The sequence below is a fragment of the Actinoplanes sp. M2I2 genome, assembly GCF_023544445.1.
GTDB lineage: Bacteria > Actinomycetota > Actinomycetes > Mycobacteriales > Micromonosporaceae > Actinoplanes.
This window is the reverse complement of the sequence record NZ_JALPVJ010000014.1, coordinates 198,947-220,896: the sequence shown is the minus strand read 5'-3', so window position 1 is coordinate 220,896 and position 21,950 is coordinate 198,947. Positions and strand designations below refer to the sequence as shown.

The following is a 21,950-nucleotide window of genomic DNA, read 5'->3' as shown; positions in this document are numbered from 1 at the left end:
GCGTCCCATGCTCCGGGCGGGCGATGGCGATAGACCTCCGGGCATATGACGGTTGCGTGACGAAACCGGGGATTCGGCACTGCGCCGTGTCGTCCCGTGGTCGGCGCGGCATCATGCGGTTATGAGCGCCGTGCTGTTGATCGAGGACGACGACCGGATCCGGCTGTCGCTGGCCATGGCTCTGGAGGACGAGGGCTACGAGACCCACGCCGTGGCCACCGCCGAGGAGGGGCTGGAGCTGCAGCGCCGGCAGCCCGCCGACGCCGTGCTGGTCGACCTCATGCTGCCGGGCATGGACGGTTTCGAGTGCATCCGGCAGCTGCGCCGCACCGATGACGTGCCGGTCATCGTGGTCAGCGCCCGCGACGACACCCACGACATCGTGGCCGGGCTCGAGGCGGGGGCGGACGACTACGTGGTCAAGCCGGTCGCCGTGAAGGAGCTCGCGGCCCGGCTGCGGGCGCTGCGCCGCCGGGGGCGGGCCGCGTCGGCCGGCCCGTCGATGACCGTGCTGACCTTCGGTGACCTGGAGATCCGGCCCGAGGCGGGTGAGGTGCGGCTGCACGGCGAGCCCGTCGCGGTCACCCGGACGGAGTTCCGGCTGCTCTGTGAGCTGGCCGAGCACCCCGGGCAGGTGCTGTCGCGCCAGCAGCTGCTGAGCCGGGTGTGGGAGTACGAGATCGGCGACGAGCGGCTGGTGGACGTGCACGTGGGCCGGCTCCGGCACAAGATCGAGGACAGCGCGGGCAAGCCGCGGCACCTGGTGACCGTGCGCGGTCTGGGCTACAAGCTGCAGCCGTGAGACGGGCCGGGCTGCGGACCCGGGTCAGCGCCGCCTTCGCCATCGGCGCTCTGGCCCTGTCGGCCGGGGTCACCTTCGTCTCGTACGAGTTGATCAGCAACACGCTGTTCCGCGAGCGTGAGCGGGCGGCCGTGCGGGCCACCTACTTCGACGCGGCGGCCATCAACGCCGGGCTGACCGGTCCGAACCCGGACGTACGGGAGCTGTTGCAGTCGCTCGACTTCGGCGCCGACCGCTACGTGCTGCTGGAGTTCCAGGGCGAATGGTATTCGCGCAGCGCCGGTCCGGCCGCGAGCGACTTCGTACCGGAGGCCCTGCAGGAGATGGCCGCGAGCGGCGAGGCCGGCGCCCAGCGGATCCGCCGCGGCCGGGAAGCGTCCCTGGTCGTGGCCGTGCCCGTGCAGGGTTCGGCGGTGTTCTACGAGATCGTGTCGCTGGGTGAGCTGGAGCGGACGCTGCAGCTGCTCGCGCTGGTCCTGACCGCCGTGGCGATCATGGTGTCGGCCGGGGGAGCGGCGGTCGGCTGGTACGTCACCCGGCACGCCCTGCGACCGCTGGCGGCGGTGGCCGAGGCGGCGAGCGGCATCGCCGACGGTGACCTGGACACCCGCCTCGACCCGGACGCCGAACCCGACCTGGCCCGGCTGACCGCCTCGTTCAACCACATGGCCGACGAGCTGTCCCGGCGGTTGCGCCGGGACCGCCGCTTCGCCGCCGACGTGAGCCACGAGCTGCGCTCCCCCCTGCAGACCCTGGCGGCCGCGGTGAGCGTGCTCAACCGGCGCCGCGACAGCCTCGACGAACGGTCGGCCGCGGCCGTCGGGCTGATCGCCGACGAGGTGGCCCGGTTCCAGGCGCTGGTCGACGACCTGCTCGAACTGGCCCGCAGCGACCAGCCGGTGCACCTCGAGGACGCCGACATCGGGCTGCTGGCGGCCCGCGTGCTGAACACCCGGAACCTGCCGGCCGAGCTCATCGAGGTCGAGCCGGGCACCGAGGTCGACTGGCACGTCGACCGGCGCCGCGTCGAACAGGCGCTGGGCAACCTGGTCGACAACGCGATCCGCTACGGCGGGGGGCCGGTGGCCGTCCGGATCGGGCCGGGGTTCCTCGAGGTGGACGACGCCGGGCCGGGGGTCCCGGACGAGGCGCGGGCCACCATCTTCGACCGATTCGTGCGGGGGCCGGCCGCGAACGCGCGCGGCGGGGGCGACGGCACCGGGCTGGGGCTGGCGATCGTGGCCGAGCACGCGGCGGCCCACGGCGGCACGGTGTCGCTGGCCGACCGGCCCGGCGGCGGGGCGCGGTTCCGGATCGACCTGCCTACGCGCTGAGCGCGGCGTCGACGTCCGGGTACAACGGGAAGACCTGGTGCAGCTTCATGGTGTGCAGCACCGTCACGACGTACCGCGAAGGCGCGGCCAGGGCCAGGGTGCCGCCGTTGCCCTTGGCCTCGTTGTAGGCGCGCACGAGCATGCTCAGCCCGGCCGAGTCGATGGTCGGGGCCGCGTGCAGGTCCACCACGACGTACCGATGATCACGGACGGCCTCGGTCAGCGACTCGCGCAGCAGCTCCACGGCGGCCGCGTCCAGATCGCTGAGCGGGGTGACGACTGCTGTGTCGAGGTCGTCGCGTACGTCGGTCATCGGAGGCCCTCCTTCTCGGGCGTTCGGCGGTCGCCGGTGGTCACCACGGCGGCCACCCCGGCCCCGCCGAACACCACCTGCAGGGTCAGCTCGGCCAGGCTCAGCCCCGTGGGCAGGTCGGCGGCGATGCGGGCGACGGTCGTGGCGAACACGGCCGCGCCGACGCCGACCGTCGGGGGCAGCCAGAAGGGGACCCGGCGGTCCGCCTTCGTCAGCAGGTGCCCGGCGACGCCCAGGGCGCCGCCGATGACGACGGCGGTGACCAGACTGGTGACCGTCATGCTCCCCACAGTGCCCGTCGAGGTTGGCGGAAGTTCTCCGGCGATATGACAGTTCCATGACGGAGTCCGGATGCCGGCCGGTCGCGGGGCATCATGGGGTGGATGCGGCGGCTCGGGACGGCTCTGACGGCGGCCGTCGTGCTGCTCGGGGGCTGCGGCGTACGCGCCCAGGACGAACCGCACGGCGTCGACCTGCCCCGGCACCCGCTGACCACGCCGGGCGCCGGGCCGGCGGTCGCCAACGGCGAGGTGGCGCAGGTGCTCTGCCTGGTGCGCGACGGCCGGCTGGTGCAGACCGTGCGGCGCACGCCCGCCTATCCCGCCGTCCAGGCGCAACTCAACACCCTGACGGCCGGGCCCACCGCCGCCGAGCGGACGGCCGGCCTGGGCACGGCGCTGTCCGGGCTCACGCTCACCGCGGAGGAGATCGCGGGCGCCGAGGTGACCGTCGGCTTCCCCGAGGTCGACGAGGGCAACGCCCGCAACGACGAGATCCTGGCGTACGGGCAGATCGTGTGCACGCTGACGGCGCGCGCGGACGTGGGCACGGTGCTGTTCACCCGGGCCGGGCAGCCGCTCGAAGTGCCGCGTTCCGATGGCACGCTCACCGGTGCGCCGCTGCGCAGCAGTGACTACTCCGACCTCCTGCAGCCGGGCTGAGCGGTTGTCTCATTTCTCGCAGAGACGTGACAACGGGCTGGTCAGGCCGCACTCTGGGGCCACGTCACCGGCGCGCGGGACCCGCGTGGCGGTGTGCGTGGGACGCGGAGGAAGCCATGGACACACCGATTCTGCGGCGGCTGCGTGAGGGTTCGATCGGCACCGGCTCGGTGATCGACGGGCCGTTCGGGCCGCGCCGCGTCACGTACGCCGACCAGACCGCCTCCGCGCAGGCGCTCGATTTCGTCGAGGACCACATCCGCGACACGGTCCTGACCGGTTATGCCAACACCCACACCGAAGCCTCGGCGACCGGCGCCCGGACCGGGGCGTTCCGCGAGCAGGCCCGCGAGCTCATCCACCGCTCGGTCGGCGCCGGCCCCGACGACGTGGTGCTGTTCTGCGGCTCCGGCTCGACGACGGCGGTGAACAAGCTCGTCGCCCTGCTCGGCCTGCGCGTCCCCGAGAACCTCGACGACCGGTACGGCTGGAGCGCCCGGATCCCACCGGCCGAGCGCCCGGTCGTCTTCGTCGGCCCGTACGAGCACCACTCGAACGTCCTGCCCTGGCGCGAGTCGATCGCCGACGTGGTCGAGATCGGCAGCGACGGCCGCGGCCGGCCCGATCTCGACGACCTGCGGGAGCACCTCCGGGCGTACGGGGAAAGGCCGTTGCTCCTCGGCAGCTTCAGCGCCGCCTCGAACGTGACCGGCCTGCTCACCGACGTCGCGGCCATCGCGGCCGTGCTGCGCGAGCACGGGGCCCTGTCGGTGTGGGACTACGCGGCCGGTGGCCCCTACCTGCCCATCAGCATGCGCGACAAGGACGCCGTCTTCCTGTCCCCGCACAAGTTCCCGGGTGGCCCGCAGACGCCCGGCGTCCTGGTCGTCGGCCGCCATCTGCTGCTCAACCGGGTCCCCACGGTTCCCGGCGGCGGCACAGTCGCGTTCGTCGACCCCGACAGCCACCGCTACCTGGACGACCCGATCGCCCGCGAGGAGGGCGGCACCCCGGCCATCGTCGAGTCGATCCGGGCCGGCCTGGTCTTCGCCGTGAAAGAGTCGGTCGGCACCGAACTGATCACCGCCCAGGAACACCGACTGTGGCAGCGGGCGCGCGACCGCTGGGCCACCGACGACCGCATCGAGATCCTGGGCGACCGGGACGCGGACCGCCTGCCGATCGTCTCGTTCCAGCTCCGCTCGGGCACCCACTACCTGCACCACAACTACGTGGTCACGCTGCTCAACGACCTGTTCGGCATCCAGGCCCGGGGCGGTTGCTCCTGCGCCGGACCGTACGGTCACCGCCTGCTGGGCATCGGCGCCGAGCTCTCGCACCGCTTCCAGCACGAGATCGAGGACGGCTGGGAAGGCATCAAGCCCGGCTGGTCCCGCCTGAACTTCCCGTACTTCTGGTCGGACACGGTGGCCGACTACGTGATCGAGTCGGTCGTCCTGATCGCCCGGCACGGCGCCCACCTGCTGCCCGACTACCGCTTCGACCCGCTCACCGGCCAGTGGTGCCACGTCCGCGGGCCCAAGGTGCTGCCCCGGCTGACCGACCTGAGACTCGCCGCCGACGGCACGGTGACCCGGCCGCCGGTGCCACCCCGGCTGGGCGAGGACGTCCTCGAGGAGCAGCTGGTCGCGGCCCGGTCCATCCTGACGAGCCGTCCGGCCCCGATCGACGGCGACGGCGCCCGGCTCCCGGCCGCTTTCGAGAAGCTGCGCTGGTTCCTGCTCCCCGACGAGTGCCTGGACGGCTGGCCGGGCCGGCCCGGAGACGGCACGCCGCTGCTGTAGGGCGGACGGCCGGTGTGTCATGCTCCCGCGGTGCGAGAGGACGCGATAACGACGCCACGGCTGGTCGTCCGGCGCTTCACCAGCGGCGACCTGGCCGACTTCCTGTCCTACCAGAGTGATCCGGCGGTGCGCCGATACCTGCCCGGCGCGCCGATGACCGCCGACCAGGCCCTCGAGTATCTCGCCGCCCAGGCGGTGCTCGACGACGACCAGCTGGACGCGTGGCACGGTTTCGCCGTTCACCACGTGGCCGACGACCGGGTCATCGGCGACGTGGGCGTCTGGCTGGCCTCCGATCGTGACCACGCGGGCGACGTGGGATTCCAGTTCGATCCTCGCTATCACGGTCAGGGCTATGCCCGGGAGGCGATGGAGGCCTTTCTGGGCCACCTGTTCGGCCCGGCCGGCCTGCGCGCGGTGACCGCCGGCTGCGATCCGGGCAACGACGCGTCGTGGGGCCTCATGCTCCGACTGGGCCTGCGCCCAATGCCCGGCACCGAGCAGTCCCTGATGTACGGCCTGACGCGCGAGCAGTGGCTGGCCTCCCGCTGACTCCGGTGCACGACCTAACGTGACGGCGGCCATCGCCGCCCGCTAAATACTTGACGGTACAAGCAATTGGCGTATCGTGGACCATAGCTTGAGGCTTCAAGTAATTGCCGCGCTTCAAGTAACAGTCGCGCTTCAAGTAACAGTCGTGGAACCGAACGCCGGGAGCTCGCATGACCAGCACGCCCAGCACCACCGCGGTGGCCGACGCCGGCATCCCGGTCGCCCACCCGTTCGCGCAGCACGTGCGCCGGGCCGCCGCGGCCGAGGCCGCCGACCCGCACCGCGAGTGGACGCCCGCGGACGGCCCGCTGCCCAGCCTCTACGTCAGCCACGGCGGCGGACCCATGCCGTTCGAGAACCCGGAGTGGCTGAACCCGCTGCGCCGGTGGGCCCGCGCCCTGCCCAAGCCCAAGGCGATCCTGGTCGTCAGCGCCCACTGGGAGTCGGCCCCGCTGTCGGTCAGCGCCGCGCGGCCGAGCGAGCTGGTCTACGACTTCGGCGGCTTCGACCCGCTCTACTACACGTTCCGCTACGACACCCCGGACGCCGGCGCGCTGGCCCGGCAGGTCACCGCGATGATGCCGGGCAGCGAGCAGGTGCACGAGCACAACCGGCGCGGTCTCGACCACGGCGCCTGGGTGCCGCTGAAGATCATGTATCCGGCCGCCGACGTCCCGGTGCTGCAGCTCAGCCTGCCGACCGACGACCCGGACCGGCTGCTCGCCCTGGGCGAGCGACTGCGCCCGCTGCGCGAGCAGGGCGTGCTCGTCGTCGGCTCCGGCCACATGACCCACGGCCTGCCGTTCCTCACCCGCGAGCAGTTCGTCGACAACAAGGTGCCCGGCTGGTCGGCCGACTTCGACTCCTGGGCCGCCGACGCCCTCGACCGCGGCGACGTCGCCGAGCTGGCCCGCTTCCGCAGCGCCGCCCCCGGCATGCCGTTCTCGCACCCCACGGTCGAGCACTTCACGCCGCTCTTCGTCACGCTCGGCGCGGCCGCCGACCCGGCCGCCCCGGTGGTCACCACGCTCGACGGCTACTCCCTGGGCCTCTCGCGGCGGTCGTTCCAGACGGCCTGAACACAGCCCGCACCCAGCCTTTACCCAACCCTGACAAAGGCCCCCTAGCGTCGCCGGCATGACTGACCGACGCCAGGTGTCGCATCTGCTGCGCCGGCTCACCTTCGGGCCCACCTCGGCCGAGGTGGACGCCGCCGTGCGAGCCGGATACGACGCCACCGTGGAGAGGCTGCTGCGCCCGGTGGCCTCGCCGGATCCGCCCCCGCTGGAGACGGCCCCGGCGGCCGGCGACAGCCGGGAGCAACGGCAGGCCGCCCGCAAGGCCCAGCGCGAGCAGGTCACCGTGCTGACGCGCTGGTGGCTGACCCGGATGGTGGCCGGGGGAGCGGCCGAGAAGCTCACCTTCTTCTGGCACGGGCACTGGGCGACCAGCGTCCAGAAGGTGCGCTCGGCCCCCCTCATGCTCGCCCAGCAACAGACCTTCCGGCGGTACGGGTGGGGCGACACCGGTCCGCTGGTCCGGGCGATGCTGCGCGACCCCGCGCTCATCCTGTGGCTGGACGGGCAGAAGAACACCCGCAAGGCGCCCAACGAGAACCTCGCCCGTGAAGTCATGGAGCTGTTCACGCTGGGCGCCGGCGCCTACACCGAGGCGGACGTCAAGGCCGGGGCGCGGGTCCTCACCGGGTGGCAGGTCGACCGGGCCACCGGCCGGACGCGTCTCGTCCCCCGGCGGCACGACGATCAGCCCGTCACCCTGCTCGGCCGCGACGCTGTCCAGGGCGTCGACGCGTACGCGGACCTGCTCGTCCGGCACCCGGCCCACGTGCCGTTCGTGGCCGGCCGGCTGTGGGCGCGCTACGGCGGCCCGGGGACGCCGCCCCCGGGGGTCGCGGCGGCCGGGCGCACCACCACAGCCCTGCTGAAGGCCGTCTGCACGGCCCCCGAGTTCGCCGCGACCGCCGGCACCCTGGTCAAGCAGCCCGTCGAATGGCTGATCGGCGCGCTGCGTCACCTGGCACTGCCGCCCGAGGGGGCGGAGCCGGTCCTGCGCGCGCTGGGACAGGTGCCGCTGCGGCCGCCGTCGGTCGGCGGGTGGCCCGAGGGCGCGGCCTGGCTCACCACGTCGTCCACGCTGACCCGCCTGCGGGCCGGGCAGAAACTGGCCGCCCGGGCCGAGGTCGACGGGCTCACCGGCGCCGACCGCCTCGACGCGCTGGCCGACCGGCTCGTCGTCGACGGCTGGAGCGACCGCACCCGGGCCGCGCTCAGCGGCACCAAGGACCCCGAGAAGTTGCTCGCGCTCGGCCTGGCCAGCCCCGAATACGCCGTCCACTGAGGAGATCGACATGGATGCCCTGACCAGACGGCGGTTCCTGATCGCCAGCGGCGTCACCGCGGGCGCGGCGGCGGCGACCACCCTCGGGCTGCGCGAGATCCTCGCGACCGCCGGCGACCGTGACCCGGCCGCGAGGACGCTCGTGCTGATCACGCTCTACGGCGGCAACGACGGGCTGAACACGGTCATCCCGTACGCCGACCCGGCCTACGCCGCCGCCCGCCCGGACTTCACCTACCAGCCCGAGGAAATGCTCGACCTGGGTGAGGGCGAAGCGCTCAACCCCGGCCTGCCCGGCCTGCACAAGCTGTTCGGCGAGGGCCGGCTGGCGATCATCCGCGGCGTCGGCTACCCCCGGCCGAACCGCAGCCACTTCCAGTCGATGGACATCTGGCAGACCGCCCAGCCCGACCGGCCCGGCACGACCGGCTGGCTGGGCCGCTGGCTCGATACGGCCGGCGGCGACCCGCGCCTGGCGATCTCGTTCGAGCCGGTGCTGCCGCCGCTGCTGGCCGGGTCCGGCAGCGCGGGCGCCACCGTCCCGGGCGGCGAGCTGAAACTGCCCGCCGGGGTGACCCCGGAGCAGCTGGGCCACCTCGGCCGGCCGGAGCCGGGGGAGTCGGCCGCCCGGGCCCGGGCGGCGGCCTGCTTCACCGACCTGGCCCGGGTGCGCGACCTGATCGCGTCGGCGCCCCTGGCCGAGGACGACGACACCGAGGCCCCGGCGACCGCGACCGGTGGGGCCGCCCCGCCGCTCGACCAGCAGCTCGACCTGGTGGCCCGCTGCGTCGAGGCGGGCGTGGCGACCCGCGTCTACTCGGTGTCGCTGGGCGGCTTCGACCTGCACGCCGACGGCAAGGACGCGCAGAAGACGCTGCTCGCCAAGCTGGACAAGCCGCTGGCGGCGTTCGCCTCTCGCATGGCCGGCCACGGCGTGGTCACCGCCGTCTACTCCGAGTTCGGCCGCCGGGTGCGCGCGAACGCCTCCGACGGCACCGACCACGGCACCGCGTCCCCCATGTTCCTGCTCGGCGACGGCATCCGCGGCGGCCTGCACGGCGAGCAGCCCAGCCTGACCGACCTCGACGACGGCGACCTGAAGTTCACCACCGACTTCCGGGACGTCTACGCCCTGCTGCTCGCCGACGTCCTCGGCAGCGACCCCGAAAGGGTGCTCGACGGCTGGACCGGCCGGCTGAAGCTAAGCGCCTGACTACTTGGTGGCCCGGCCGGTGAGCTTGTCGCGCAGACGGTCGACCAGACCGACGCCGGGCCCGACGAGCTTGTGGAACAGCTCATTGTTGGGGGCGCCCGGGTGCGGGCGGGTCGGGGCGAGCTTCTTGGCCGTCTCGACCTTGCCGGCCAGCTCGACCAGCTCGTCGGCCGGCACCCGGCGGCGCAGCTCCGGGAACTGCTCGGTCTCCTCGTCCTGGACGTGGTCGGCCAGGATCGTCTCGAGCTTGCCCAGCGCCTCCTCGAACGCGGTGCTGTCCACGTCGACGTCCTCGAGGCGCTTCATGGCCTCCTCGAGCTCCTTGTGCTCCTCGACGTCGTGCTCGACCGCCTTGTCGCCGTCGGGCAGATACTTCTTCATCGCCGGATAGACGTACATCTCCTCGGCCACCGCGTGCCGCACGAGCTCGCTGATCGCGGTGTCGGTCAGGTCGCGCCGGATCATCGGGTCGCGTACCGTCCGGATCTCGCCGATCAGGGCGGTCACGTCCCGGTGGTCACTGGTCAGGATGTCGACGACATCGGCAGTCATGCTGTCTCCTCAGCTGGTGGACTGCGGCGCGGCATACCCGGTCCGGAGTGATCTATGCGGTCACCCTTCGCGCCAGGCGTCGCTCTCCAGATGCGAGCCGGCCTGCGGTCCCATCAGCAACATGCCGCCGTCGACCACGTACGACGAACCGGTCACGTAGGCCGCCGACGGCCCGGCCAGCATGGCCACCACGGCCGCGACCTCGTTGGCGTCGCCCGGCCGGCCGGCGGGGATGCCGGGGCGCTCGACCGTGAACGGGTCGACGTCCTCGTTGCCGGTCATCTCGGTGGCGATCTCTCCCGGCGCCACGGCGTTCACCGTGATCCCCTGAGCCGCGAGCTCCTGAGCCATCACCTTGGTGAGCAGCCCCAGCCCGCCCTTCGCGGCGCAGTACGCGCCCGACCCCACCCGCGGCGCATGCTCGTGCACACTGGTGATGTTGATGATCCGCCCGCCCCGCCCGGCCGCGAGCATCCGCCGCGCCGCCCGCCGCGCGCACAGAAAGGGCCCGTCCAGGTCGGTCGAAAGCACCTCACGCCAGTCCTCGAACGACGTCTCCACCACCGGCGTCGAGGTGCCGGTGCCCGCGCAGTTCACGAGCACCCCGAGCCCGCCCAGCGCATCGGCCAGCTCGTCGACCACCGAGGCCGCGCCGGGGAGCCGGGTGAGGTCGAGGTGACGCACTTCGGCCCGGCGCCCGGCGGCTCGCACCTTCTCGGCCGTGGTGATCGCGCCGGCCTCGTCCGACCGGTAGGTGACGCCGACGTCGAAACCGTCCCGGGCCAGCGCCACAGCGATGGCTTCCCCGATGCCCGAGTCGGAGCCGGTCACCACGGCGACGCGGTCGTAGGTTTCGTAGCGCTGTGGCATGGGAGTTCCCTTCGGCTTGGGGCGATGTGGGCGCGGTTACCCCGGAGCTGGGGCGGCACACGCGTGGTCTCGGATCTCCTTGGCTGGGTGGGCTGGGGATTCTTGCGGTCGACCTTGGGGGATGGTCACTGTGGGAGCTGCCGTGTGGTCCCGCGCTGAGGGGTGCGGCTACGCGATGTGCGGGCACGATGCTCCTGCGCGGAGCGGACCTGATCGAAGTGCGCTCCGCACAGTTCTCTTGCGCTGAGCAAGATATGCCTGAGGGCTGCTTCCGGCGGTGTTCTTCACGCGACGCAAGGTTGTTTCGCGACTGTCTGTGCGGATTATCGTCTTTGCCGATGACTAGGGTCTGTTTCGTAGCTGGGGCGGGGCTGCGGCGAGGCCCAGATCCCGCCTGGCGGCGTCCCGCGAAAACCCGGTTCCAACACCGGGAGCCGGGCTTCCACGGGCCACCACCAGACGAAATCTGAACCGCGCCTCGCTCCCACCCCAGCTACGAAACAGACCCTAGTTCCGTCAGTCCACCCTGGAGCTTAAGGTCGGCTTGGCAAGATCAAGGAATCGACGGATCAAGGGGATCTTCATGAAGTTCGCTCTGCTCTATCAATATGATCCGACGCAAGCCGGGCCTGCCGACGGCGAAGTCCAGGATTGGTTGGAGTTCGACAAGCACGTCCGCGACGCGGGCTCATTCGTGTACGAAGCCGGCTTCCATCCCGCCGACGCCGCACGCTGGGTGACGGTTCGCGACGGGGTGAGCGCGGTGGATGGCGCCGGCGGTCGACCGGGTCAGGCAGTTGCCGGCCTCTACGTCGTCGATGTCGCCGACCTCGACGCGGCGACGGCGTTGGCGGAGCAGCTTCCCACCGCTCGATACGGCGCTGTCGAGGTGCGCGAGGTAGTCGATTACGCAGGCTGACTCAAGGGTCGCCGATGAGCGCCGATGGACCTCTCGCGGTATAGGGCCGAGAATGGCGGCCGGTGTCTTGCGCACCGGCCGCCATTCCCTGGCCGCAACCGGAAGGCGACGGGCCATGCGTTTGTGTCGTGGTCGGTCGCTTCGACGCTTATGGGGGCGCGGCTGGACGCCATCTCGCCGGTGGCGGCGGAGGGCATGACGTACTCAGGTACGACGAGGCCGGCAAGTCACAGCCACGTCAGCTGACCGAGCGAATCGCACTCGAAGGGTCGAACGGAAACAGGCGGTGAATGCACCATCAGCCCAATCTGGCCGGTGAGGAATGCGGTATTGATGGTGCCATCACCTCTTATCAGCGTTGGTTAGAATCACAATCGGTGAATATGCAACCACTTACGGTAAGCAAAAGAGAGCCCTGAAGACCTTTTGCCGGAGGTCGCAGTGACTATCTATCGAACTGCCGCCCACGGCGAGGCCACGAGGACAAGCATGCGCCCCGGTCGCCGTCCACTGTCTGAGCGGGCCGCAATCGCCACCGTCATCGCTGCGCTGGCTGCGGTTCTCGGGCTTGCACGCGACGTCGCGGAATGGGTCCTGCCTCAGCCGCCGGCCAACAAACAGGCACCTGCGATGGTTGTCGTTCCGGATCCCCCATGCCGGTGGGTGCGACCGACTTACCCGGTGTCGTCGCCCGACGAGTTGCGAAGAGCCTGACGAAGGTTGACCACCGGCTCCTGCCGCGGGCGGTGTGGCCGGCTTCCACTCGAGCCTTCGTCCTTGCGGTCCGGACTCTGAGCGGTGCCGGGTGGGCGTGAAGGCCGCCGGGGCGGTGGGCGCGTGGACGCTGGAGGAGGGCCTGCTGGGCAGGGAGGTCGCAATGAAAGGATGGCAGGCATGGACGAGCTGAGAAGCTACGGCGTAGATGCTGAAGCGCTGGTGAGTGCGATGTCGGAGCCGGTCTCGGAGAGTGAACCGGAAGATGATCTGGTGACCTGGCTCCGGCTGCGGCTTCAGGAGCGGGAGCGCCACCTCGGGCACAGCGCCTCCGCCTGTGACGACCCGGAAAACCACGTCAGCGACCCACAGTGGGAGTCCGTGATCGTCGCCGGCCGGAAGCTTCTCGCTCTGTACGAGGCCAACCAGGACATCACCGTGCCGCCGCTGGCCCTGGTGGTGCTGGACGAGGCGGTTCAGGTGTTCGCCGAGGCGTTCGCCGACCAGCCCGGCTATCGCGAGGAGTGGCGACCGGAGTAGGCGCGCCGCCTCACGGGACAGGGGACCCCGGAACGGCCGGCCACGAATCCTCCCTGATCCGGGCGTGCAGGTGCATGTCGTGGCGGCCGTCCGCGTGTACCGCCTCGCTGCGCTTGGTGCCCTCCAGCCGGAAGCCGGCCTTGACGGCGACCCGGCAGGAGGCGTCGTTCGTGGTCGAGTGGCTCAGGTGCAGTCGGTGGAACCCGGCTGCCCCGAGCGCCCACCCGGCGACCGCCGACAGCGCCCGCGGAGCCACCCCCGTCCCGCGCGCCGCGGGCAGCACCCAGTACGCGCACCCCGCGATCCCGTCGGCGAGCTCCATGTTTCCCAGCGCCACCCGGCCGGCCACCTCTCCGCCCCGGGTCACCGCCCAGCTCGCGCCGGCCTCGCGCTCCCAGTTGTGGCGGTACTGCTCGAACCACTGCCGGACGTCGCCCTCGGAGGCCGGCCGGCGGGTGTGCCAGCGCCGGATCGCCGGGTCCTGGTAGGCGCCGAGGAAGACCGGCGCGTCGGCGTCCTCCCACGGGCGCAGGGTCACCTCGCCCGGCGCGGTCAGGACCGGTTGCCGGCCGGCCGCGATCGAGCCGGGCGGGATGGCCGGCGGGGTGCTCAGGTACGGGTCCATCGGCTCATCCCTCGGCGGTCTGCGGGCGGTCGGGCAGTTTGCCGGCGAGCTCCGTGCGGGAGGTGACGCCGAGCTTGCCGAAGACCTTGCCCAGGTGCCATTCGACGGTGCGGGCGCTCAGGAAGAGCTGCGCCCCGATCTCGGGGTTGCTCAGGCCTTCGGCGGCCAGCCAGGCGATCAGGGACTCGCGGGCGGTCAGCGCGGCGGGGGCGACGTCCCTGCGGCGGCGCGCCGCGCGTTCCCCGGTGGCCAGCAGTTCGCGGCGGGCCCGGTCGGCGTACGCGGTCATGCCCATGGTTTCGAACGCCTCCCGGGCGGTGCGCAGCTCGGAGCGGGCCTCGTCGAGGCGGTTGTCCTGGCGCAGCCGTTCGCCGAGCAGCAGACGGGCCCGGGCCTGTTCGGTGCGGATGCCGGCCCGGCCGAACAGGTCGATCGCCTCGCCGTACGCGGGGCCGTCGCCGAGCAACGCACGGCCGAGCGCCTCCTGGGCCCGGCCGAACTCCGTGCCGTCCCGGGTGGTGGCGGTCAGCTGTTCCCAGGCTCGCGCGGCCACGTCCTGCTCGCCGACCTTGACTGCCGACTCGATCAGCTGGGGCAGGGCCCAGGTCGAGACGAACACGTGGCCGTCGTCGACCGCGAGCTTGGCCTGCGCGTACGCGTCGGCATGGCGTCCGTGCCCGCCCGCGAGGACCGCGTTGACCCAGTGGGCGTAGGTGGCCTGGGACTGCTGACCGATCCGGGCGACGGCGAACAGGGTCTCGGTGTGCGGGGCCAGCGTGGCCGGGTCGCCGCGCAGCGCCGCGAGGAAGGCCGTGGTCGAGGGCGGCATCTGGCTGCCGGTGATCTCGCAGATGGCCGCGGTCTCGGCCATGTGGGCCTCGGCCGAGGCGAAGTCGCCCCGCCAGGCCTCGGAGAGTGCCAGCGCGACCAGGTCGAGTGGCAGCTGGTCGAGGGCGCCGGTCGCGCGGGAGACCGCCACCTGCCGGGCGTTGATCCGGTACGCCGCGTCGTCGTCCCAGATCACCGCGGAGGCGAGCCAGCCGAACGCCAGCCCGTCCTCGCGGGTGAGCGGGCTCGTGGCGAACTCGCGCGCGACCTGCCGCAGGGCCGGGGCGGCGGCCGCCGGGCTCTCGGTGAAGATCGTCGCCAGCGCGTCGAGCAGCCGGTCCACCGGACGTGGCCGGGCCGCGGGCGGCAGCGCCCGGGCGGCGAACGCGATCTCACGCATCGACCCCGGCCCGGTCATCCGGCCCGCGAACGACGCCGCCCGGATCGCCTCCAGGTAGCTCAGCCGGGCCAGGCCGGGGTCGAGCGGGGTCAGCGTCTCGGCCGAGCGGATCAGCACGGCGAGGGCGTCCTCACCGACGCCGGCGACGAAGGTGATGCGGGCGCGCAGCTGGCCGGCCTGCGCGGCGGCGAACGGCGGGAGCGGACCGGCGGTGGCCGTGTCGAGCAGTTCGCGGGCCCGGCCGAAGGCGCCGGACGCCATGGTGACGGCCGCGGCGGCCAGGGCCCGCTCGGCGTGCCGGGCCGGGTCGGGGGTCAGCCGTACGGACTGCTCGCGGAAGGCGGCCGCGGCGGCGAGCCCGCCTCGCGACTGCGCCCGGTCGGCCGAGAGCTCCAACTCGGCGGCGACGGCCTCGTCATGGCCGGAGACGGCCTGCGCGCGGTGCCAGGCCCGGCGGTCCGGATCGGCCACCGCGTCGGTGACCTCGGCGAGCGCCGCGTGCATCTCGCGCCGGGCCGGTCCGGAGGCCGACCGGTACGCCACCGTGCGCACGATCGGGTGCCGGAAGTGCACCCGCTCGTTGAACTGCAGCAGCTCCGCCTCGGCGGCCGGCACCGCGGCCTGCGGCGGGATGCCGAGCCGGCGGGCCGCGCGGTGCACCAGCACCGGGTCGCCGGACGGGTCGGCCGCCGCCAGTTGCAGCAGCCGCTGGGCCGGGGCCGGCAACGACTCCATCCGGCGCAGGAAGCCCTCCTCGAGGCGGGCCGAGACCGACGGCGTCACCGGGAACCCGAACCCGCCGGCGAAATCGGCGGTGGTCAGGCTGCGCGGCAGTTCCAGCAGGGCCAGCGGGTTGCCCTGGGCCTCGCTGACGATGCGGTCGCGCACCTGGTCGTCGAGCGGCCCGGACAGGCTCGCGTCGAGCAGGTCGCGGGCGTGACCCGGCTCGAGCCCGGCGACCTCGAGCACCGGCAGTCCGGCCAGGTGGGCACTGGGCTCCCGGGCGCCGAAGACCAGCCCGACCGGGTCGGCCGCGAGCCGCCGGGCCACGAAACCGAGGGCCTGGGCCGACGCCTGGTCGAGCCACTGCTCGTCGTCGACGACGCAGATGAGCGGTCGGTCCCCGGCCGACTCGGAGAGCAGCGTGAGCAGGGCCAGGCCGACCAGGAAGCGGTCCGGTGGCGGCCCGGCGCTGAGGCCGAGCGCGGTGCGCAGCGCGGTGCGTTGCGGCGCGGGCATCTCGTCCAGCCGGTGCAGGAGCGGCTCGACGAGCAGGTGCAGGGCGGCGTACGCGAGCTCCATCTGGGACTGCACCCCGGAGACCGGGAGCACCTGGAACTCCCGGGCCCGCCCGGTGAGATAGCCGAGTAGCGCGGTCTTGCCGACACCCGGGTCGCCCCGGACGATCAGGGCCTGGCTGCGGGCCGAGCGGACGGTCTCGAGGAGGCGGTCGAGCGACGCGCGTTCGGTTTCACGGTCCATCAATGCCGGCACGACGAGCCCCCCACGACAGTCAGCACGGTGATCCTAACCAGCTCGGCAACCCCTGTGACCTGGGGCACATCGGCCCGCAGCGATCCGGAGTTAGGATTCCGGCACGCCGTCGGCGCGGGAGGCGGAGATGGCTGCGGACGCGGAACGGAGACCGGCCGGGCTGCTCGGGCGACAGGCGGAGTGCGCCGCTCTCGACCGGCTTCTCGACGACGTCACCGGCGGCAGCGGCCGCGCGCTGGTGGTGCGGGGCGAGGAAGGCAGCGGCAAAAGCGCGCTGCTGACCTACGCGACCGGGCGCGCCGGCAAGTTCCAGGTGTTGCCGGTCGCCGGGGTCGAGTCCGAACAGGAGATGCCGTACGGCGGTCTGCATCAGTTGTGCGCGCCGCTGCTCCTGCATCTCGACCAGTTGCCCGCTCCGCAGCGTGACGCGCTCGCCGTCGTCTTCGGACTGGGCGCCGGCCCGCCGCCCGACCGGCTGATGGTCGGGCTGGCCGTGCTCAACCTGCTGGCCGAGGCGGCCGCCGCCCAGCCGGTGCTCTGCCTGGTCGACGACGCCCAGTGGCTCGACAGCGCCTCGACGCACATCCTGTCGTTCGTCGCCCGCCGCCTGCGGGCCGACCCGGTCGGCTGTGTCTACGCCACCCGGGACAACGGTGACGACCTGCTCGCCGGGCTGCCCACCGTGTGGGTCCGCGGGCTGGACGACGCCGACGCGCGGGCGTTGTTGCGGCGCACCGTCCACGGCTTCCTGGACGTCGCCGTTCTCGACCAGATCGTCGCCGAGAGCCACGGCAACCCGCTGGCCCTGCTCGAACTGCCGCGCACCTGGACGGCCACCGGCCTGGCCGGGGGCTTCGGCCTGCCGGGCAGCCGGTCGGTGGCCGGCCGGATCGAGCAGAGCCACGGCCGCCGCCTGGGCCGGCTGCCCGCCGACACCCGCCTGCTCGTGCTGGCCGCCGCGGCCGACCCGCTGGGCGACCCGGCCCTGCTCGACCGGGCCGCGCACCTGCTCGGCGCCGACCCGGCCGCCCTGGCCCCCGCGGTCGACGAGGGGCTGCTCGAGGTGGGCCGGCGGGTGGTCTTCGCGCACCCGCTGGTCCGGTCGGCCGCCTACCGGTACGCGGAACTGGACGACCGCCACCGGGTGCACCGCGCGCTGGCCGGCGCCACCGACGCCGCGGCCGACCCGGACAGGCACGCCTGGCACCGGGCCCGCGCGGCGCCCGACCCCGACGAACAGGTGGCGGCCGAGCTGGAGCACTCGGCCGGCCGGGCGCAGTCACGGGGCGGGCTCGGCGCCGCGGCGGCCTTTCTGAGCCGGTCCGCCGAGCTCACCCCCGACCCGGGCGACCAGGTCCGGCGCGGCCTCGACGCCGCCTTCGCCAACCTGCGCGCGGGCGCCGTGGACCAGGCGCGCCGGCTGCTCGTGCTGGCTCTGGCCGGTCCGCTCGACGCGTTGCAGCACGCCCGGACCGACCTGCTGCGCGCCCGCCTGGCGTCCGCGTCCCGGGCCACGGACGCGGTGCCGCTCCTGCTCGCGGCGGCCGAACGTCTGCAGCCGCTCGACCCGGTGCTGTCCCGGCAGGCCCGCCTGGACGCTCTCGTCGCGGCTCAGGACCCGCAGGGCCGGCGGCACGGTGGCGGCCTGGCCGAGGTGGCCCGGGCAATCCGCGCCGCTCCCCGCCGGCCCGGCGGCTCACCGGGCACGACCGATCTGCTGCTGGAAGCGTTCGCGGCGATCACGCAGGACGACTACGACGCCGCCGGGCCGGCCACGCGCGAGGCTCTGATCGCGTTGCGCGACGGCGAGCCGGCCGCCGCCGAGCTGGGCCAGGGCGCCAAGCTCGCGGTCAGCCTGTGGGCCGACCAGGACGCGTACGACCTCTCCGACCGCAACCTGCGCGCGGCCCGCATCACCGGCGCGCTGAGCGAGCTGCAACCGGCCCTCACCATCCGCGCCGCCGTCCTGGTGCTGTGCGGCGAGGCCGCCGCGGCCGCCTCCCTGATCGAGGAGGCCCGGTCGGTGCGCGCGGCGACGGGGGTCGGCGAGACGTCGTACGCCGCGGTCATCCAGGCCGGCTGGCAGGGCCACGACGGCCGTGCCCGAGGCCTGATCGAGGGTGGCGGCGCGCCCGTGGAGTACGCCCGGGCCGTGCTGGCGAACGGGCTCGGCCGGCACGACGAGGCCCTGGCGGCGGCCCGGCGGGCCGCCGACGAGCGGGGCGAGACGACCGCGGGCAACCACGCGCTGCCCGAGCTGGTCGAGGCGGCCGTGCGCGGCGGACACGACGACCTCGCCGCCGGAGCGCTGCGCGAGCTGACCCGCCGGGCCGAGGCGAGCGGCACCGACTGGGCCCTCGGCCTGGCCGCCGGCGCGCGGGCCCAGCTGAGCCGGGACGACGCCGACTTCCGGCGGGCGGTCGCGCTGCTCAGCCGCACCCGGGCCCGGCCCGCCCTGGCCCGCGCCCATCTGCTGTACGGCGAGTGGCTGGGCCGCACCGGACGGCGCGCCGACGCCGGCCGCGAGCTCGCCCTGGCGTACGAGATGTGCACCGCGATGAGTCTGCTGGGTTTCGCCGAGCGGGCCCGCCGGGAGCTGCTCGCCGCCGGGGCGGCCGCCCCGCACCGCCAGGCCCGCCTGCGCGAGGAGCTGACCGCGCAGGAGGCGCAGATCGCCCAGATGGCCCGCGAGGGGCTGTCCAACCCGGAGATCGGCGCCCAGCTGTTCCTCAGCGCCCGCACGGTCGAGTGGCACATGCGCAAGGTCTTCACCAAGCTGGGCATCAGCTCGCGCCGCCAGCTGCGCGAGGCCCTGTCCCGCTGAGGTCCGGCCGGCGAGGGTCAGCCGGTGAGGGTCTGGCGCAGGCGCCGGCGGTTGTCGACGCCGAGCTTCGAATAGATGCGCCGCAGGTGCCACTCCACCGTGCGCGGGCTGATGTAGAGCGCCGCGCCGATCTCCGGGTTGGTCAGGCCCTCGGCGGCGAGGCGGGCGATGTGGGCCTCCTGCGCGGTGAGCTTGCCCGGGGCCTCGACCGTACGCCGCCGGATGGTCTCGCCGGTGGCCTGCAGCTCCCGGGCGGCCCGCCCGGCGAACGCCTTCGCGCCGATCGCCCCGAACGCCTCGTGGGCGGCCCGCAGGTGAACCCGCGCGTCCACCCGGCGACCCTCGCGGCGCAGCCACTCCCCGTAGAGCAGGCGGGCGCGGGCGGCCTCCAGCTCTACCCGGGTCCGGTCGAGCCGCTCGATCGCCTCCCGGTGCAGCTCGTCCGCGGTCCGGCCGCCCTCGGCCAGGGCCCGGCGGCTCGCCTCGACCCCGAGCGCCCAGTCGGTGCCGCTGGCCCGGGCCAGCGAGGACAACTCGGCCAGGGCGGTGGCCGCCGAGCCGGCATCGCCACTGTGCACCGCGGCCTCGACCAGCTCGCCGAGCGCCCACTGCGGCAGACCCAGCTCCCGCGGGTCGGCGACGGCCTCCCGGGCGGCCGCCGCCGCCTCCTGATAGCGGCCCGACCCGTTGTACAGCACGGCGCGGGCCCACTGCGTCAGGTTGACGCCGACCCCCTCGCCCCGGGCCGTGACGTCCTCCAGACAGGCCCGGATCAGCGGTTCGGCCCGCTCGACGTCGCCGCGCACGGCGACCAGACCGATCTCCCCGTACGGGGCCAGGCCGCTCCGGGTCGCCTCGGCGACCGACCGCCGCTCCTCGACCAGCGCCGCCGCCGCGGCCAGGTCGCCGGTGAACAACTCCACGATCGCGCGGGTGTCGAGAGCCAGCGGGAGCGCGCTGAGCGCCCCCGACGACCGGGCCATGGCCAGATGCCGCCGGGTGAGCACATCCCAGCCGGCGTCGTCCCAGAGAGCTGAGGCGGTCACCAGCGACAACCACTCGGAGCTCATCGCCTCCTGCAGGGTCACCGGCTCGGTGCTGAAGGCCCGCACCGCGTCGCGCAGCAGCGGCGCCGCGGCCGGGTAGCCGTCGGTGAACAACGTCGTCAACCCGTCCAGCAGCACATCGCTCTTGCGGGACATGGCCCAGCGCATTGGCGAGGAGGCCCGCACCGCCCGGGCGACCTCGGAGGCCCCGGCGCCCGCGGCGAGGCGCCCGGCGAACAACGCGGCCGACATCGCGTCCAGATAGGTGTCGCGGGACAGCAACGGGTCGAGCTCCTCCAGCCGCCGCGCGGCGGTCAGCAACAGCGGGAGCGCCTCGTTCCCGCGGTGGGCGGTGAACGAGATCCGCGCGCGCAGCACCTCGGCGCGGGCCTGCTCGGCCCGGCCCAAGGGGCTCGACTCGGCCATGGCCAGCACGTCCAGCGCGTCCTGGAACGCCCCGGCGTGGGCCTTGACCTGGGCCGCGTCGAGCGAGCGCCGGACCCGCCGCACCGGGTCGGGCGTCAACGCGGCGGCCTGGTCGAGAAAGGCGGCCGCGGCGGCCATCCCGCCGTGGGTGGCGGCCCGGCCCGCGCAACGCTCCAGCTCGGCGGCGACGTCCTCGTCGGGCCCGACCGCGGCCCGGGCCCGGTGCCAGGCCCGCCGATCGGCGTCGGTGCGCGGGTCGGTGCTCTCGGCCAGCGCCCGGTGCGCCGCCCGCCGGTCGGCCAGGCGGGCCGACCGATAGATCGCCGAACGGACGAGCGGGTGCCGGAACCGCACCTGGTCGCGGAACGAGACCAGCCCGGTCTGCTCGGCTGCGGCGGCTGCCTCGTCCCCGATGCCGAGCCGCGCGGCGGCCAGCCACAGCAGGCCGGCGTCGCCGACCGGGTCGGCCGCCGCGATCAGCAGCAGCCGCCGCGACGCGGCCGGAAGCGACGCCAGCTGACGCTGGAACCCCCGTTCGAGGCGGTGCACCAGCGGGGTCGCCTCGGCGTCGGTCGCCCCGCCGAAGGCCAGCTCGGCCCGGGACAGCCCGCGCGGCAGCTCGAGCAGGGCCAGCGGGTTGCCGCGGCACTCGGCCAGGATCCGCTCCCGGACCCGGGGATCGAGCCCGCCCGGCGCGGCCGAGTCGAGCAGCGCGGCGGCGTCGTCGTCGCCGAGCCCGCGGACGGTCATCGCCGGAAGCCCGTCGAACAGGACCGGGTCGCGGACGGCGAGGACGAGCCCGACCGGCTCGGCGGCGAGGCGCCGCGCCACGAACTCCAGCGCCCGGGCGGAGGCCTGATCGAGCCACTGGGCGTCGTCGACCACGCAGATCAGCGGCCGGTCCTCGGCGACCAGGCTGAACAGGGTCAGCACGGCGAGGCCGACGACGAACGGGTCGGGCGCGGCTCCCGAGCGCAGGCGGAACGCGGTGCCGAGGGCCTCGCACTGCGAAGGGGGTAGGTCGTCGATTCGGTCGAGATGGGGGCCGCAGAGCTGATGCAGCGCGGCGAACGGAAGCTCCATCTCGGACTCGACACCGGCGGCCCGGGCGATCCGGCATCCGGTGGCGGCCCGGCCGAGCAGGTCGAGCAGGGCCGTCTTGCCGATGCCGGCCTCACCCCGCAGCACCAGCACCTGGCTGCTGCCGCCGCGCACCGTGCCGACCAGTCCGGTCAGGGCTCTGCTCTCGCGCTGCCGCCCGAGCAGCCCGTTGCCGTCCATCGATGTCCCCTCGCCCGCGCCGGTCCCGTACCGGAGCCTTGCCGAGTGACAAGATCGATCGCGCCAGGGGAACACCCGGGTCGGGGTGGCGCGTAGCACGGGACCGATCTCAC

General features: G+C 73.7%; 18 protein-coding genes. 11 read left to right on the top strand and 7 right to left on the bottom strand.

The window, feature by feature from the left end; translation table 11 throughout:
* Positions 1 to 121: 121 nt before the first annotated feature.
* Together HJC40_RS28375 and HJC40_RS28370 are read left to right on the top strand one after the other, a co-directional pair.
* The gene (locus tag HJC40_RS28375; protein ID WP_250005631.1) at positions 122 to 802 is read left to right on the top strand and encodes a response regulator transcription factor; all 681 of its coding nucleotides are present in this window, start codon (positions 122 to 124) and stop codon (positions 800 to 802) included.
* The gene (locus HJC40_RS28370; protein WP_250005629.1) at positions 799 to 2,136 is read left to right on the top strand and encodes an ATP-binding protein; all 1,338 of its coding nucleotides are present in this window, start codon (positions 799 to 801) and stop codon (positions 2,134 to 2,136) included. The genes HJC40_RS28375 and HJC40_RS28370 overlap by 4 nt, the downstream gene beginning before the upstream one ends.
* Here the strand turns inward: HJC40_RS28370 and HJC40_RS28365 are convergent.
* Positions 2,126 to 2,449, bottom strand: a complete 324-nt coding sequence (locus HJC40_RS28365) for an STAS domain-containing protein (protein WP_250005627.1) — start codon at positions 2,447 to 2,449, stop codon at positions 2,126 to 2,128. The genes HJC40_RS28370 and HJC40_RS28365 overlap by 11 nt on opposite strands.
* Positions 2,446 to 2,730: a GlsB/YeaQ/YmgE family stress response membrane protein gene (locus HJC40_RS28360; protein ID WP_250005626.1), complete on the bottom strand. Its 285-nt coding sequence runs from the start codon at positions 2,728 to 2,730 to the stop codon at positions 2,446 to 2,448. Before HJC40_RS28360 ends, HJC40_RS28365 begins: the two co-directional genes overlap by 4 nt.
* A 102-nt stretch (positions 2,731 to 2,832) precedes the next feature.
* On the opposite strand from HJC40_RS28360, the gene HJC40_RS28355 reads away from it, so the two are divergent.
* The 6 genes from HJC40_RS28355 (at position 2,833) to HJC40_RS28330 (ending at position 9,318) form a co-directional block, all read left to right on the top strand.
* Positions 2,833 to 3,390 carry a GerMN domain-containing protein gene (locus HJC40_RS28355; RefSeq protein ID WP_250005625.1) on the top strand — a complete coding sequence of 186 codons (558 nt, stop codon included), beginning with the start codon at positions 2,833 to 2,835 and terminating at the stop codon, positions 3,388 to 3,390.
* A gap of 116 nt (positions 3,391 to 3,506) precedes the next feature.
* Positions 3,507 to 5,195: an aminotransferase class V-fold PLP-dependent enzyme gene (locus tag HJC40_RS28350; protein ID WP_250005624.1), complete on the top strand. Its 1,689-nt coding sequence runs from the start codon at positions 3,507 to 3,509 to the stop codon at positions 5,193 to 5,195.
* 30 nt (positions 5,196 to 5,225) lie between these two features.
* Positions 5,226 to 5,747 carry a GNAT family N-acetyltransferase gene (locus tag HJC40_RS28345; protein ID WP_250005623.1) on the top strand — a complete coding sequence of 174 codons (522 nt, stop codon included), beginning with the start codon at positions 5,226 to 5,228 and terminating at the stop codon, positions 5,745 to 5,747.
* A gap of 170 nt (positions 5,748 to 5,917) precedes the next feature.
* Entirely contained in the window at positions 5,918 to 6,826 is a 909-nt protein-coding gene (locus tag HJC40_RS28340) for a dioxygenase (protein WP_250005622.1), read from the top strand.
* Between the two features lie 58 nt (positions 6,827 to 6,884).
* The gene (locus tag HJC40_RS28335) at positions 6,885 to 8,105 is read left to right on the top strand and encodes a DUF1800 family protein (RefSeq protein ID WP_250005621.1); all 1,221 of its coding nucleotides are present in this window, start codon (positions 6,885 to 6,887) and stop codon (positions 8,103 to 8,105) included.
* A 10-nt stretch (positions 8,106 to 8,115) separates the two neighbouring features.
* Positions 8,116 to 9,318 (top strand): DUF1501 domain-containing protein, encoded by a 1,203-nt coding sequence (locus HJC40_RS28330; RefSeq protein WP_250005620.1) that lies wholly within the window; start codon positions 8,116 to 8,118, stop codon positions 9,316 to 9,318.
* Here HJC40_RS28330 and HJC40_RS28325 read toward each other — a convergent pair whose 3' ends face one another.
* Both HJC40_RS28325 and HJC40_RS28320 read right to left on the bottom strand, forming a co-directional pair.
* Positions 9,319 to 9,870: a hemerythrin domain-containing protein gene (locus tag HJC40_RS28325; RefSeq protein ID WP_250005618.1), complete on the bottom strand. Its 552-nt coding sequence runs from the start codon at positions 9,868 to 9,870 to the stop codon at positions 9,319 to 9,321.
* Between the two features lie 60 nt (positions 9,871 to 9,930).
* Positions 9,931 to 10,740, bottom strand: coding sequence for an SDR family oxidoreductase (locus HJC40_RS28320; protein ID WP_250005616.1), 810 nt, complete (start codon positions 10,738 to 10,740; stop codon positions 9,931 to 9,933).
* 583 nt (positions 10,741 to 11,323) lie between these two features.
* Here HJC40_RS28320 and HJC40_RS28315 point away from each other — a divergent pair.
* Both HJC40_RS28315 and HJC40_RS28310 read left to right on the top strand, forming a co-directional pair.
* Entirely contained in the window at positions 11,324 to 11,659 is a 336-nt protein-coding gene (locus HJC40_RS28315) for a YciI family protein (protein ID WP_250005615.1), read from the top strand.
* 894 nt (positions 11,660 to 12,553) lie between these two features.
* The gene (locus HJC40_RS28310) at positions 12,554 to 12,913 is read left to right on the top strand and encodes a DUF6221 family protein (RefSeq protein WP_250005612.1); all 360 of its coding nucleotides are present in this window, start codon (positions 12,554 to 12,556) and stop codon (positions 12,911 to 12,913) included.
* Positions 12,914 to 12,923: 10 nt separating this feature from the next.
* Here the strand turns inward: HJC40_RS28310 and HJC40_RS28305 are convergent, their stop codons facing one another.
* Entirely contained in the window at positions 12,924 to 13,538 is a 615-nt protein-coding gene (locus HJC40_RS28305; RefSeq protein ID WP_250005609.1) for a GNAT family N-acetyltransferase, read from the bottom strand.
* Between the two features lie 4 nt (positions 13,539 to 13,542).
* Entirely contained in the window at positions 13,543 to 16,248 is a 2,706-nt protein-coding gene (locus HJC40_RS28300) for an AAA family ATPase (protein ID WP_250005607.1), read from the bottom strand.
* A 139-nt stretch (positions 16,249 to 16,387) separates the two neighbouring features.
* Between HJC40_RS28300 and HJC40_RS28295 the strand changes: the two genes are divergently transcribed.
* Complete coding sequence (locus tag HJC40_RS28295; protein WP_250005605.1) at positions 16,388 to 19,084, top strand: AAA family ATPase; 2,697 nt, start codon at positions 16,388 to 16,390, stop codon at positions 19,082 to 19,084.
* A gap of 17 nt (positions 19,085 to 19,101) precedes the next feature.
* On the opposite strand, the gene HJC40_RS28290 is transcribed toward HJC40_RS28295, so the two are convergent.
* Positions 19,102 to 21,837, bottom strand: coding sequence for an AAA family ATPase (locus HJC40_RS28290; RefSeq protein ID WP_250005603.1), 2,736 nt, complete (start codon positions 21,835 to 21,837; stop codon positions 19,102 to 19,104).
* Between the last annotated feature and the right edge of the window lie 113 nt (positions 21,838 to 21,950).